Here is a 13,746-nt window from a genome sequence, read left to right on the forward strand (position 1 = left end):
CTCCGGTCGGCCGTACGCCCCTGCCTCTGGCCGACCCCGACCCAGTTGATTGAATCAGGAGATCCAACCGTGGCTACCAAAGTCGCCATCAATGGTTTTGGCCGTATCGGACGGCTGACGTTTCGTGGGCTCATTGAGCGGAGCGACGAGTTCGAGGTGGTCGCGATTAACGACCTCACCGACAACCAGATGCTCGCCACGCTGCTCAAGTACGACAGCACCCACGGCCGCTTCCCCGGCACGGTGGACTTTGACGATGAGCACCTGATCGTCAACGGCAAGAAGATCAAGGCCACCGCTATCCGCAACCCGGCCGAGTGCCCGTGGGGCGAGCTGGGCGTGGACGTCTGCGTCGAGTCGACCGGCGTGTTCGCCTCGGCCAAGACCGCCGACCGCCCGGGATACGACACCCACCTGGACGCCGGCGCCAAGAAGGTGGTGCTCAGCCAGCCCGCCAAGGACGGGGCCGACCTGACCTGCGTGCTGGGCGTCAATGACGACAAGCTGACCGCCGACCACAAGTGCATCAGCAACGCCAGCTGCACCACCAACTGCCTGGCCCCGGTCGCCAAGGTCCTCCACGAGACCTTCGGCATTGAGAACGGTCTGATGACCACCATCCACGCCTACACGAACGATCAGAACGTGCAGGACCTGCCGCACAAGGACCCGTACCGGGCCCGCGCCGCGGCGATGAACATCATCCCCACCACCACCGGCGCCGCGAAGGCCGTCGGCCTGGTGATCCCCGAGCTGCAGGGCAAGCTTACCGGCTACGCCATGCGTGTCCCCGTGGTGACCGGCTCGGTGGTCGACCTGACCGCCAACCTGTCGAAGGCCGCCACGCCCGAGGCGATCAACGCCGCGATGAAGGAGGCCGCCGAGGGCCCGCTCAAGGGCATCCTCGCTTACACCGAGGACCCGATCGTCTCGACCGACATCATCCACGACCCGCACAGCAGCATCTTTGCCGGCCCGTGGACCACGGCTATCACCGACAAGATGGTGAAGGTGGTGAGCTGGTACGACAACGAGTGGGGCTACTCCTGCCGCACGGTCGACCTGATCGCCAAGCTGGCCGCGCTGTAAGCGTCGGTTAGACCATATAGTGATTCTCCGAGCCCCGGTCGCTTGCGACCGGGGCTCTTTTTGTGCGCTGATCGATCAGCGAAGAGGCGGAAGCGGACCGGTAGTTGCTTGTTCAGCGTCCATCCGGCGGTAGATCTCGGTCTGCGGGACTAGTGGTGGCTCCTGGGCATCCAAGTTGGCCGCCACGAACCCAAGCCGCCCGGGGTCCGTCGTTGCCGAACCTATCCTGTCACGCCTGAGGGTCCGATGTTGCGAGGTTGCCTTCCGACGCCCCGAACCGCCGACGCCTGTGGTCTGCGCCTGCTAGTTTCGCTGCTCACCGTGGTCCTGCTCGCCGCTGCCGCCCGGGCCCAAGATGCGGCGGACCCGCCGCCCGCCGAACCAGAGGCCTCCGCCGAGCAGACTTCGCCGCAGCCCAAGGACGTGACGGTCGAGCCGCGGGCCGAAGACGAACAGATCGCCGAGCGTCTCCAGGGCATCCTGGAGGCGACCGGCTGGTTTCGGGCGCCGGTCGTACGGGTCCAGGAGGGCGTGGCCTTCCTGGAGGGCGCCACGGAGACCGACCAGCGCAGCGAGTGGGCCCAGCGGCTTGCCGGGCGGACCGAGGACGTGGTGGCGGTGGTCAACAATATCGAGGTGGACACGCCGAGCCTGTTCGACTTCTCGGCGGCCAACTCGCAGCTCGAGCAGATGCTCCGCGGCGTCATCCAGGCGGCGCCGACGTTCTTGGTGGCCGTGGCGGTGTTGCTGCTGACGTGGCTGGCGGCCAAGGTCGCCGGCGTTGTGGGCAGGGCGGTGGCCAACCGCCGGGTGGAGAACGAGCTGCTCCGGGGCATGGCGGCGCGGTTCGCGGCCGTGCCGGTGCTGCTGCTGGGCGCCTACCTGGCGCTGCGGGTGGCGGGGCTGACCCGGTTGGCGGCCACGGTGCTGGGGGGCACCGGGCTGCTCGGCATCGTTATCGGCATCGCGTTCCGGGACATCGCCGAAAACTACCTGGCCAGCATCCTGATCAGCATGCGCCGTCCGTTCGAGGTAGGCGACCTGGTGACTATCAACGAGCACCAAGGCTTCGTGCAGACGGTCACGTCACGCGGCACGCAGATCATGACGCTCGACGGGAACCACGTGCAGATTCCGAACTCGCTGGTCTACAAGAGCGTGATCGAGAACGCGTCGGCCAACCCCAACGTGCGGCTCGGGTTCGTGGTCGGCATCGACTACTCCGACTCGGCGCCCGCAGCGCAGGACGCCGTGCTCAAGACGCTCCGCGACCACGACGCGGTGCTCAAAGACCCCGAGCCGTTGGTGCTGGTCAACGAGCTGGCCGCCTCGACCGTCAATCTCAGCATCTACTTCTGGGTGGACGCGTCGAAGTACAGCCACATCAAGGTCCGCTCCGCGATCATGCGGCTCGTGAAGCGGCGCCTGCAGCGCGACGGCTTCACGCTGCCGGACGAGGCGCGCGAGATGATCTTCCCGCAGGGCGTGCCGGTGCGGATGATCGGGGCCGACGCGGCCGCCGGCGCGCCGCCGCGCGAACCGGCTAGAGACGAACCACGCGACCAGCCGGCCGCCCTTGCCGAGGCGGACGAGCCGGAGCCCGAGTCGACCGAGGCCGAGGGCAACCTCACGTCCGAGAAGCAGGAGATCGAGCAGCAGGCGGCCGGCGCGCGGAAGCTGTCCGACGCCGCCAACCTGATCGAGTCACCCGCGGATTCTCAATCCGGCGGAACGTAAGCGTGCCTGGCGCGACCGTCGACACGGGCGTCCGCGGACCGCCGCCAAAGCACCGTTCCCTCGGGCCGTTAGGCCTCGAAGAAGTCGACCTTCCCGGTCGCCAGGCGGTAGATGGCGGGGACCACGACCACGCCGTCTTCGTTCGGGATCTTCTGAGACAGGGTGTTCAGCTCAGAGACCGAGTTCAGCGCGTTCGCCTTGACCGCCTCGGTTAGCGTGCTGTCCTTCTTCCTTTTGCTGAGCGAGGCGTTATTGAATTCGGTAACCTTCTTCGGTGAGAGCTTGCTCACAGCCGGCGTCAGGTAGCTCAGCAGGCCGTTAATGTGCGGACCCAGGTCGGCCGGCTTCGGCGCGGCGGCGTTGTCGATCGCCGCCTTGACCGCGCCGCAGCTCTCGTGGCCCAGCACCACAATTAGGTTGGCGCCGATGCCGCCGATCTTCTTGATGGCCGCGTACTCGATGCTCGCGATCGACTCTGGATTGGCGACGTTGCCCGCGACCCGGATCGTGAAGATCTCGCCCAGCCCGCAGTCGAAAGCGATCTCCGGCGGGACCCGGCTGTCCGCGCAACAGAGCACGATCGCCCACGGCTTCTGCCCGCCGACCAGTTCCTCCCTCCGCTTGATGTTCCGCAGCGAGCAATCTTCTTTGGGATCGTTGAAGTCCTCTTCAACAAACCGGTCGTTGCCGGCTTTCAAGGCTTCAAGCGCCTCGGCCGCTGACTTCTGCGCCGCTTTCTTCTTCGCCATGGACAAGCTCCGAGAGGAGGGTGATCGACTTGAGGGTGAACGCCCCCACGATAGCGTTCAGGGACGACAATCTCAACAATGGCGGGCAGCGGCCGTCCGCCGCGGCGATGCGGCTGAGGCGACGGGCGTGTCGCCGACTCCGCCAACCTGATCGAGTCACCCGTGGAGTGGGGCGGCTGAGGGGCGCCCGCGAACCAAAACGGCGATCGCCGCTAGTACGACGCCCACCGCCGCGGCGTGGGGCTCGGGGGCGGCCGTGGCGAACGCCGGCGCGGCGCCGGCCCCGTAGTTGTCCCGCCACTCTTGGTAGTCGGTCAGGCTGAAGGGCGCGCCCAGGCCGTCACGCCAGACGGTGTAGTCGGCCGCGTCGACCCGGCCATCGCCGTTGAAGTCGCCCTGCAGGTTCTGCGTGGTCACCAGCGTCAGGCTGGTCACCGTGGCGATGAGGTCGAACAGTGGGAAGTGCGGCGGCGGTCCAATCTCTTCGCCGGCCCCTGAGAAGAAGATGCTCGCGCTCTGGAAGTCGGCCAGATTGATCATGGCGGGCAGCAGGTCGTCGGCCAGCGCCGTGCCCTGGGCGTCGTGCAGGATGAGGTCCATCCGCACCGACTCGATCAGCGGCGAGGCGGTCATCGACGGCGTCGTGTCGCCGGACAGGAAGAAGGAGAGGTAGTCCCCGTCGGGGGCGTTGTTTGTGATGTCGGCAAGAAACGAGTTGGTCGTGTCGAAGTGCCTGCTGGCGCCATTAGTCCCCCGCACGAAGTTGCCGCCGGGCGGCGTGGCGCTACGGCTGCTGTGGTTGGGCGAGGGGTCGTCGTCCGCGGCGTTGAGGTCCAGGTCGTACTGGAGGATGGCGGAGAGCGTGTCGCCGGGTTGGACTCCGCCGCCGAGCAGGTCGAGCGGGTCGAGCACGAGGTCGACTCGCGCGGTGAGCTCGAAACGCGCGAGGTTATCGGCGTTGGCCAGCGGCGGCAGCAACGCGGCGAGCAGCAGGAGCGGACAAACAAACTTCATAGACGCGGGCGATGGCGACGGTGCACGGACGCGTCGGAGATCCATCCGCCGGCCCACTGAGTTCCTCAAGCTGAACCTGCAGGATAGCCCCGCGTTTCAGGTCGGGCTAGGGAGTTCGCGGGGGACCGCTAGCCGGCTTTGCGGGTAGTCGGCTGCGCGGCTACCGCTTCGCGCCACTCGTCGAGTGCGCGCTTGAGCTCGACGGCTTTGTCGGGCTTGGCGCCGGCCAGGTTCGTTTTCTCGGCCGGGTCGGCGCTCAGGTCGAACAGCATCAGCTGGTCGTCCTCGTGCCACTCGATCAGCTTCCAGTCCCCGCTGCGGACCGAGCTGTAGGGGGTGGTGCGGTGGTAGTGCGGGTAGTGCCAGAACAGGTTCCGCTCTTCGATTCCGCCCGACCCGGTGAGCACCGGCGACAGGTCCACGCCGTCCAGGTGCTGCTGCGGCTGGGGCGCGACGCCCGCCAACGCTAGCAGCGTGGGGTAAAAGTCCATCCCGATGATCGGCGTGTCGGAACTGGCCCCAGCCGGCACGCGACCCGGCCAGACGACGCAGGTCGGCTCGCGTACGCCCCCTTCGAAGGCGGTCCCTTTGCGGCCGCGGAGTCCGCCGCAGGCGTCGTGGCGGTCGCCGCCGTTGTCGCCGGTGAAGACAATGATGGTGTCGTCGGCCAGGCCCAGCTCGTCCAGCTTGGCGGTGATGCGGCCCACGCTGTCGTCCAGGCTGCGGTGCATGGCCGCGTAGTTGGCTCGGGCGGCCGCCTGCGCGTGATCGCCGGAACGCTCAATCGCATCGCGGTAGTGGGAGACATACTCCGGCTTGCCCATCAGCGGCCCGTGCACCGTGTAGTACGACAGGTAGAGCAGGAACGGCTCGTCGCCCGCCTGATCGAGCAGGCCGAGGGCCTCGTCGGTGAGGCGATCGGTCAGGTACTCGCCCTCCTCGCCAGACTCGATGCCCGGCATGTCGAACGGGTAGAAGTACTTGCCACGGCCCTTGGGCTGGCCCCACTCGCGACCGCCGATGTTCACGTCGAACCCGTGCGCCTGCGGGGTGTGCAGCGCCTGCTCCCGCTTGGTCCGCTCGCGCGACCACCGCTTGTCGATCGGCTGCAGGTGCCACTTGCCGAGGAACCAGGTCTGGTAACCGGCGCCGCGCAGCGTCTCGGGCAGGGTGTCCAACTGCGGGTTGATCTGCCGGTCCCAGTCCGGGATCGCGAGCGGTGCGTTGGGGTGGGCGTGGCCGGGGATCCAGTCCGTCAGCCGCAGCCGCGCCGGGTAACGCCCGGTGAGCAGCGCCGCACGGCTGGGAGAGCAGACGGTGCACGCCGCGTACGCGTTGGTGAACCGCATGCCGCGCTCGCACAGTCGGTCGAAGTGGGGTGTGTCGTGCATGGTCGATCCGTAGGCGCTCATCGCCCCCCAGCCGAGGTCGTCGACCAGCAGGAACACGATGTTGGGCCGCCGCGCAGCCGCCGTCGAAGCCGCGGTCAGCAGCACGACCAAAGCCAGGTGAGCAGAACGATTCATAGCGCCGCCTGTCGAAAAGGGGTCACTTCTTGCCGGCTAGGACCTGCTGCTCACGCAGCAGCACCTCTCGCAGCTCCGCGTAGTGAACGTCTTGGGCGTCGATGTCGCGCTGGACGGCGATCGACGCCGCGGCCGCGGACGACTGGCCCAGGATCATGAACACCGGCTCCATGCGGATCGAGCCGTACGCGATGTGCGACGCCGACAAACAGACCGGCGTCCAGAGGTTGGTGCACTCGCCGGCCTGCGGGACGATCGACCGGTACGAGATTGGGAACGGAGGAAACCCGCCGACCTGCACGTCGCCCTCGTTGCGGGCGTGGCCGTCGTGGTCGACGTATCGCTGCACGTTGTGCGAGTCCATCGTGTAGGCCGCCATGCCGACCGAGTCCTCCGCCAGCTCGCGACCCTGGCAGTGGTGCTGCGTCATCACGACCGGGCCGACCATCCGCCGCGCCTCGCGCACGTACAGGCACGGGGGCCAGCCCTCGGTCTCGGTGAACTCGTCGCGGCAGACGCCCCACTCGGACATCTGGTCGCGGATCTTCTGCGGCACGCGGGGGTGGTTGGCCAGCACCCACATCAGGCCCTGCTGGTAGGTGAGGTGGGACCGCAGGATCTCTGCGCGGCGCTGGTAGCCCGCCTCGGGGTACTCGTAGTTCTGCCCGATATAGTCCGTGGAGAACCCGCCGTTGTTGTTGCTGTCGGTCTTGAGGTTGGGCATCCGGTGCAGCGTGAGCGGCGCGAAGTCGAGGCCCGCCTCGAAGTTGCGGAAGAGCAGTTCGTACTCCTCCTCACGGAAACCACTGGGTCTGTGGAACGGCACGCGGTTACCGGGCGCGTCGGTCAGGCACATGCGGAAGCAGTAGGCCTGCACGCGGTGGTCGGCGGCTCCCTCGGCGCCGGGGCCGGTTGGGTCGATGCCGGGCAGCAGGCCGCTCGACGGGTCGCCCGGCCGGGCGTAGGCGTCGACGCCGGGCAGCAGCTGGTGGTTCACGGCGTGGGCGGTCTGCACGCCGTTGAGGGTTTCGCCGTATTGGGAGTTTGCTTCTCGCCCTACCGTGTATGAGACGCCGGCCGCGGCCAGCAGGTCGCCCTCGTAGGTGGCGTCGATGAACGCGCGGCCGGTGATCCGCTGGCCGGATTCCAGCTCGATGGAGCGGATGCGCCCTTCCTCAACGGTCACCCCGCCGGGCCGGACCAGCCGCTCGCCCCGCAGCACACGGATGTTGTCGCGCTGGACCCAGTCCTCGAACACGGCCAGCGCGGCGCTCGGCTCGAAGGTCCACATGGCCTGCGTGTCGGCCTTCGCGACCCCCTGCCCCGCGTAGCGGTAGTCGGAACGCCGCTGCTGCCGCCAGGCGTCGGGCGACTCGTAGTACGCGCGGATCGCCTGGTAGAACTCCAGCGACACGCCCCCCACGATGTGCTTGTTGCCGATGTCCGTGTGGCCCAGCCCGTTGGTGCTGAGGCCGCCGATCCGCTGGTCCGGCGAGACCACCACCACCGTGCGGCCGTGGCGGGTCGCCTCGACCGCCGCGGCGATGCCGCCGGACGTCCCGCCGTACACGACAATGTCGAACGATGCGGGGGGAGGCGCCGCCGAAGCGGCGCAAGCGGCTGTCAGCACGAGGGCAGAGAAGAGTAACAATCGGCGCATGGCGGCGGCTCGGTGCAGTTGTGTGGAGCAGGCTCCTTAGAGCTCACTTCACGCGCCTGTAGCGTTGCTAGCGGGCTGCGGATTCGCTATCGACGTTACAGTTGCGTGAAGCACGCTCTAGATCCTACTGCAACCCATTGGCCGCCTGTTAGCGGTTTGCGCTATCCAGAGAATTGGCTACGCCCCGGGCGTCGCGAATCAGTAGCCCAACGCGACGCCGTCCTTGCGGGACTCGGTGGCGCCGAAGTACACGTTTTGCTCCTGGTCGTACCAGATCGCCTGGTAGCCGCCGAACGAGCCGTCGCCGTCGGCGGTCTGGTGCCCGCGGCGGCGGAGCTCTTCGATGGTGTCGGCGTTGTAGCCTGTTTCGAGCAGCACCGTGCCGCCGTTGGGCTCGGCCGGGTCGCCGGTTGGCGTGGGCGAGCCGGCGTGCCTCACGCGCGGCGCGTCGCCCGCTTCTTGCAGGCCCATACCGAACTCGAACAGATTGAGCAGGATCTGCACGTGCCCCTGCGGCTGCATGTCTCCCCCCATGACGCCGAAGCTCATTAGCGGGCGGCCCTCTTTGGTGACGAACGCGGGGATAATGGTGTGGAACGGCCGCTTGCCCGGCGCGTACGAGTTGGCGCGGCCGGGCGTTAGGTCGAACAGCTCGCCCCGGTCCTGCAGGCAGAAGCCGAGCCCTGGCGGGCAGGGCCCCGCGCCGAAGCCGCGGTAGTTGCTCTGGATCAGGGACACCATGTTGCGGTCCTGGTCCGCGGTGGTCAGGTAGACGGTGTCGCCGTCGCGGAGCGCCGGGTTGCCGGGCTCGTATGCGGCGCCGGCGGAGGTGGGGCTGATCTGAGCGTACCGGCGGGCGCCGTACTCCGGCGAGATCAGCGCGTCGACCGGCGCCTTGGAGAAGTCGGGGTCGGCGTAGAACTTGGCGCGGTCCGCGAACGCCAGCTTCTTGGCCTCGACCAGGAAGTGCAGGTGGTCGGCGCTGCCGAAGCCTGCCGCGGCCAGGTCGGCGCCCTTCAGCACTTGCAGCATCTGCAACGCGGCGATCCCTTGCCCGTTGGGCGGCAGCTCCCACACGCGGCAGCCGTGGTAGTCCACGCCGACCGGTTCGACCCACTCGCTGCGATGGGCGGCCAGGTCCTCGCGACGGAGGTAGCCGCCGATGTCGCGCATGAAGCGGTCGATGACGTCAGCGATGTCGCCGCGGTAGAACGCGTCGGCGCCGCCTGCGGCGATCGCGCGGAGCGTCTGGCCGAGAGCCGGGTTCTTGAATGTCTGGCCGTGGGCGGGGGCCTCGCCGTCGGGCGCGAACACCTCCATGAAGCCGGGGTGTTCGCGGTGCGCAGCAACCCCGGCCTTCCAGTAGCCGGCGATCACCTCGGTGACCGGGAAGCCATCTTCAGCGCAGCGGATCGCGGGCGTGAGCACCTCGCTCAGCGGCAGCTTGCCAAATCGCTCGTGCAGTATGATCCAGCCGTCGACGCAGCCCGGCACGGTGATTGGCAGCGGCCCGTAGCTGGGGATGCTGGTGAGGCCCTGCTCTTTGAACACCTCGGCTGTTAGGGATTTGGGGCTGCGCCCGCTGCCGTTGAGCCCGTAGAGTTGTTGCGACTTGGCGTCCCAAACGATGGCGAACAGGTCGCCGCCCAGGCCGCAGCTCGTGGGCTCGGTGACGCACAGCACCGCGTTGGCGGCGATCGCGGCGTCCACCGCGTTGCCGCCGGCCCGCAGGATGTCCACCGCGGCCAGGCTGGCTAGCGGCTGACTCGTGGCCGCCATTCCGTGTCGCGACACCGCGGGCGAACGGGTCACGAAGTCGCGGCCGCTCGGGCGGTCCGCGGCCCTGCCGCACAGGGGCACGTAGAGCGTCATCAGGCAGACCAGGGCTAGTGGGCGTGGCATTGGAAACGTGGGATCGGTGGCGTGGGATCAGAGGGCGGTGTCGCGGGGGCGCCTGACGGGTCCTCTTGCAGCAGCCGCTATTCTACCAGACCGTGGACCCGCCTACCGGACGGGCGAGTTTGCCGGCGCCCGCATCGCACCACTATGATGAGCGGCTTGGATCTGAATTAACGCCGAGGGAATCGATCGTGACCAACACTGTGAAGAAGAACGCCGCGCTGGTGATCGTGCTGCTGCTGGGGATCGCCTGCGGGCGAGGGTGGGGGCAGCAAGAAGTGGCCCTGCCGCCGGTGGAGGCGGACGCACCGGTCGGGTCGTCGCAGCGGTACCTGCTGGACTCGTGCGGGTCTCAGTTTGGCAACGCGGCGTACATCGTCGACTCACACACGGGCGATGTGTTCTACGTGAAGAACTCGGGCAGCCCGCGGCGGATCGGGTCCGTGGCGGACTAGAGCGGACGCACGATAACTTCGGCCACGTCGACGGTCCCGCCAGACGGCTCGCCGTTCGGCGCCAGGCAGTACAGGCCGAACTTGGCGCCGATCCACTTCCCCTCGCGGGCGGAGAACGGCCCGCCCAGGTCCGACCACTCGGCGCCGGGAGTGCGGTAGCTGAAGCGGCACACGCCGCCGTCCTCGACTTGCAGCCGGAGCTCGACCTGCCCGCCCGGCAGCGTCGCGGATTCGGACTCGCGTTCGCGTTCGCCGCGGTCGGCGCGGCACGTGCGCTGCGAGACCGTTAGGCCGTCGTCCGACGCGCCGATGTCGATCGACGCGTAGTCGCGGCCCATGACGATCAGGCCGCAGTGGTCGCCCGGCGTGAGCGCGCTGGCGTCCAGCCGGCAGGTCGCCTGGAACCGGGGCGCCGGCATCTTCTGCAGCAGCGGGCTGGCGGCGTCCCACAGGTTGCGGAAGCCGTCGGGCCGCGCGGCGGCGGCCAGCCGGAGCCAGCCGGGGCGTTCGCTCAGCGACCACCAATCGTCCCGCGGGGCGCCCTGCCACTGCCACTGCAGACCCAGGGAGTCCGAATCAAAGCGGTCGCTGGTTTGCGGCACCACCGTGGAGGCTGAGTCGGCGAATGGCAGCGGGTGCGTTGCGACCGGTTGCCCGACGCCGTCGCCGTCCGGGTCCTCGCCGATGACGGGCCAGTCGTCGACCCACCGCATCGGTTCCAGGTGGACAAGCCGACCGTACGGCTGCACCTCCTGGAAGTGCAGGAACCAGGACCGGCCATCAGGCGTGTCGACCCACGCGCCCTGGTGCGGGCCGTTGACGCTGGTGTCGCCTTGGGCGAGCACGGTCCGCGTCTCGTACGGCCCGCGCACATTCCGCGACCGGAGCACCAGCTGCCAGCCCTCGGCCACGCCGCCGGCGGGCGCGAAGATGTAGTAGTAGCCGTTACGCTTGTAGAACTTGGGCCCCTCAACCGTGGGGTGCTCGCGGTGCCCGTCGAACACCACCCAGCCCTTGTCGATCGCTTTGGTCCCGTCGGCGGATAGCTCGACCACGGACAAGATCCCGTTGATGCCGGCCCGCGAGTGCGCGAACGCCTGCACCATGTAGACGCGGCCGTCGTCGTCCCACAGCGGGCAGGGGTCGATGTTGCCGCTGGCCTTCTTCACCAGCCTGGGTTCCTCCCACGCGCCGCGGGGATCCCGCGTGCGGGTCATGTAGATGCCCAGGTCGGGGTCGCCCCAGTAGATGTAGTACCAGCCATCGTGGAAGCGGATCGAGGGCGCCCACACGCCGTTGCCGTGCTGCGGGCGGTCGAACATCGGGTCGTACAGCTTCGGCAGGGCGTGGTTGACCAGCCGCCAGTGCACCAGGTCGGTCGAGTGCAGGATCGGCAGCCCGGGCACGCAGTTGAACGATGACGACGTCAGGTAGTAGTCGTCCCCCACGCGCACGGCGTCGGGGTCGCTGAAGTCGGAGTGCAGCACCGGGTTCCGGTAGGTCCCGTCACCGGGGGAAGGATCCCAGGCGGGCGGCGCCGGGGACGCCTGCTGCGCGAGCGCGGGGCGTGCGACCGCCGCGGTCAGCGCCGCGGACAACAAAGCGAGGGCGACGGGGCGGGCGTACGGCCAGACAGACGGCAGGTGCAACATGACTCGAGAACAGGGGGCAGAACGAGGCGAACAGCCCCTCATTGTACCCGCTGGCCGAGGCGGCTGATTGCATTGGGATGGCCGCTGACCGAACGCCTCAACGCCGTCGCCGCTGCCGGATCCGCCGGAGCGGGGCCACGGCCAGCAACGCGGCGAGGGTCAGCGCACCGGGCTCTGGGGCGGCCGCCGCGGCGGGCGTCGAAGGTTGGCCGTAGTTGTCCCTCCAGGCGGCGTACTGCTCGGCGCCGATCGGCCCGGCGTGCGGGTCGTTGGGCAGCGAGCCGGCGGGCGCCCCCAGGTGATCACGCCACACGGTGTAGTCGGCCGCGTCCACCTGGCCGTCGTCGTTGTAGTCGCCGGCGACGGGGACCGTGTGGGAGTGCGACGGAATGTTGGCTTCGGTCAGCACGCTCTGTTCGGCGCCGAACGGCTGCGCCCACAGCCGTGGCGTCAGCCCAGGCCCGGCGCCCACGCCCACGGCCGCCCTGCCACGCAGGTCCGGCAGCTCGAAGGTAACCTCGGCGTCGCCGCCGTAGTTGTTCCACAGCAGCGAGAACAGCGCCGTGTGCTGACTGATGGGCAGCAGCTGCCCCGACGCCTCGGCGTAGCCGCGCGGGACGAAGTTGCTGGCGAACATTGTCATGCCCGCTAGGTACGGATCGGTGCTCCCGCCGAGGGCGGCCGCGGGGCCGTCGTCGGTCTCGCCGCCAGTCGCGGCCTGGCTCGGGTAGATCCCTTCCAGCGCGATGCCGAAACGCATGGTGAGCGACGGCTGCATGTTCGACTGCGGCGCGCCGCCGCCTGCCGGGTCGGTCTGGCCACCTTGCTCTAGATCGTGCGAGTGCGCAGGCAGTTGAGGTGCAGAGAGGGACTCTTGCTCCTCGCCGTAGGTGATTCCCTGCCGGCGATCGCTGAGCCCGGCGCCGCGACCGGCGCCAATCGGCGTGCGGCCCCGCAGGTCGGGCAGCCGGAAGTTGACGCGTCCGTCACCGCCGTAGGTCGTGCCCAGCAGAGAGAACAACGCATCGTGATCGACGATGTCCAGCAGGCGACCGTCCGCAATTGCCCAGCCGCTGGGGACCTTGTCGTGCGCCAGCCAGGTCACTTCGCTGAGGTAGGGCTCGGCGCCGGCCGGCGAAACGCCCTCGGCGACCTGCCCGTCGGCCGTCAGCGCGTTGTGGGAAGGGTAAAGGCCGGTCAAAGCGATCACAGGCGTGAGCGCCAGCGAGGGCTGCAGGTTGGAGTGGCTGGACGCCTTGCCCGCGGCGCCGGTGGTCAGCCCGTTCGGCAGGCTGTGCGAGTGGACGGGTACGGCGGCGAGGGTTTGTTGGTCGGCGCCAACCTGTTCCCCCAGGCTGTAGCTGGTCAGGCCGGGTCCCGCGCCAACGCCAATCGGCGTGCGGCCCCGCAGGTCGGGCAGCGCGAATGCGACATCGCCGTCGCCGCCGAACGTGGCGCCAAGCAGGTCGAACAGGGCCGGGTGCTGTGCGATGGGGAGCAGCTGCCCCTCAGCCAACGTCCAGCCCTGCGGCGCGAAGTTGGCGGCGAACAGCCCCACCTCGCCCAGCTCGTCGTCGGCGCCCTGCAGGCGGACCATGTACCGCATGCCGAGCGACGGCTGATCGTTCGCAAACGGCAGCCCGCCGCCGGCCGGGAGGGAGTCCGCCGCGTGCCCGGCGGGCGTGAGTGAGAGGAATAGTAGTAGACACGCCACAGCTCGGAGCGTGGACATCGCGGGCCCGCCTTCGGGTCGGAGTCGTCGGATCATGGTGACGATCGGCAGTATAAGCCGAACCGCTCCGCGAAGCGCCGTCAGGTTCTTGCCTCGTGGGCAGGGGCGCGTGACGACGGTCGCGGTGGGGTGCTGCGGTTTGTGCGGGTTGTCGCCGGCAGCGGCGCGCTGTCGGCCGGTTTTTCTGCCGCTGACGCCCGCGTCGACCCGATCGGTGAGCTAGTCTTTGAGGA

10 protein-coding genes are annotated in these 13,746 nt (G+C 68.7%); 3 read left to right on the top strand and 7 right to left on the bottom strand.

Annotation, left to right across the window (positions count from 1 at the left end; all coding sequences use genetic code 11):
* The first annotated feature begins 69 nt into the window (after positions 1 to 69).
* Both gap and KOR34_RS08950 read left to right on the top strand, forming a co-directional pair.
* Positions 70 to 1,089: a type I glyceraldehyde-3-phosphate dehydrogenase gene (gap, locus tag KOR34_RS08945; protein ID WP_146564154.1), complete on the top strand. Its 1,020-nt coding sequence runs from the start codon at positions 70 to 72 to the stop codon at positions 1,087 to 1,089.
* A gap of 249 nt (positions 1,090 to 1,338) precedes the next feature.
* Positions 1,339 to 2,826: a mechanosensitive ion channel domain-containing protein gene (locus KOR34_RS08950; protein ID WP_197531268.1), complete on the top strand. Its 1,488-nt coding sequence runs from the start codon at positions 1,339 to 1,341 to the stop codon at positions 2,824 to 2,826.
* Positions 2,827 to 2,894: 68 nt separating this feature from the next.
* Here the strand turns inward: KOR34_RS08950 and KOR34_RS08955 are convergent, their stop codons facing one another.
* The 5 genes from KOR34_RS08955 to ggt form a co-directional block, all read right to left on the bottom strand.
* Positions 2,895 to 3,575 carry a carbonic anhydrase gene (locus tag KOR34_RS08955; protein ID WP_146564158.1) on the bottom strand — a complete coding sequence of 227 codons (681 nt, stop codon included), beginning with the start codon at positions 3,573 to 3,575 and terminating at the stop codon, positions 2,895 to 2,897.
* 156 nt (positions 3,576 to 3,731) lie between these two features.
* Positions 3,732 to 4,589, bottom strand: coding sequence for a hypothetical protein (locus KOR34_RS08960; RefSeq protein ID WP_146564160.1), 858 nt, complete (start codon positions 4,587 to 4,589; stop codon positions 3,732 to 3,734).
* A 128-nt stretch (positions 4,590 to 4,717) separates the two neighbouring features.
* Positions 4,718 to 6,115, bottom strand: coding sequence for a sulfatase (locus KOR34_RS08965; RefSeq protein ID WP_146564161.1), 1,398 nt, complete (start codon positions 6,113 to 6,115; stop codon positions 4,718 to 4,720).
* 22 nt (positions 6,116 to 6,137) lie between these two features.
* Positions 6,138 to 7,775 carry an FAD-dependent oxidoreductase gene (locus KOR34_RS08970; RefSeq protein ID WP_146564163.1) on the bottom strand — a complete coding sequence of 546 codons (1,638 nt, stop codon included), beginning with the start codon at positions 7,773 to 7,775 and terminating at the stop codon, positions 6,138 to 6,140.
* Positions 7,776 to 7,973: 198 nt separating this feature from the next.
* Positions 7,974 to 9,677, bottom strand: a complete 1,704-nt coding sequence (gene ggt, locus KOR34_RS08975) for a gamma-glutamyltransferase (protein ID WP_146564165.1) — start codon at positions 9,675 to 9,677, stop codon at positions 7,974 to 7,976.
* Between the two features lie 188 nt (positions 9,678 to 9,865).
* On the opposite strand from ggt, the gene KOR34_RS08980 reads away from it, so the two are divergent.
* A complete protein-coding gene (locus KOR34_RS08980) occupies positions 9,866 to 10,129 on the top strand; it encodes a hypothetical protein (protein WP_146564167.1) in 264 nt (87 codons plus the stop codon).
* Here the strand turns inward: KOR34_RS08980 and KOR34_RS08985 are convergent.
* On the bottom strand, positions 10,126 to 11,781 hold the full coding sequence (locus KOR34_RS08985; RefSeq protein ID WP_146564169.1) for a glycoside hydrolase family 43 protein: 1,656 nt from the start codon (positions 11,779 to 11,781) through the stop codon (positions 10,126 to 10,128). The genes KOR34_RS08980 and KOR34_RS08985 overlap by 4 nt on opposite strands.
* A 97-nt stretch (positions 11,782 to 11,878) precedes the next feature.
* Positions 11,879 to 13,513 (bottom strand): phage tail protein, encoded by a 1,635-nt coding sequence (locus tag KOR34_RS26580; RefSeq protein ID WP_197531269.1) that lies wholly within the window; start codon positions 13,511 to 13,513, stop codon positions 11,879 to 11,881.
* Positions 13,514 to 13,746 lie beyond the last annotated feature (233 nt).

The organism is Posidoniimonas corsicana, assembly GCF_007859765.1.
Lineage (GTDB): Bacteria > Planctomycetota > Planctomycetia > Pirellulales > Lacipirellulaceae > Posidoniimonas > Posidoniimonas corsicana.

What these genes read in the sequence shown, in the direction of transcription:
- KOR34_RS08955 (WP_146564158.1), bottom strand. Translation starts at nt 3,575, where the DNA reads ATGGCGAAGAAGAAAGCGGCGCAGAAGTCAGCGGCCGAGGCGCTTGAA.
- KOR34_RS08960 (WP_146564160.1), bottom strand. Translation starts at nt 4,589, where the DNA reads ATGAAGTTTGTTTGTCCGCTCCTGCTGCTCGCCGCGTTGCTGCCGCCG.
- KOR34_RS08965 (WP_146564161.1), bottom strand. Translation starts at nt 6,115, where the DNA reads ATGAATCGTTCTGCTCACCTGGCTTTGGTCGTGCTGCTGACCGCGGCT.
- KOR34_RS08970 (WP_146564163.1), bottom strand. Translation starts at nt 7,775, where the DNA reads ATGCGCCGATTGTTACTCTTCTCTGCCCTCGTGCTGACAGCCGCTTGC.
- ggt (WP_146564165.1), bottom strand. Translation starts at nt 9,677, where the DNA reads ATGCCACGCCCACTAGCCCTGGTCTGCCTGATGACGCTCTACGTGCCC.
- KOR34_RS08985 (WP_146564169.1), bottom strand. Translation starts at nt 11,781, where the DNA reads ATGTTGCACCTGCCGTCTGTCTGGCCGTACGCCCGCCCCGTCGCCCTC.
- KOR34_RS26580 (WP_197531269.1), bottom strand. Translation starts at nt 13,513, where the DNA reads ATGTCCACGCTCCGAGCTGTGGCGTGTCTACTACTATTCCTCTCACTC.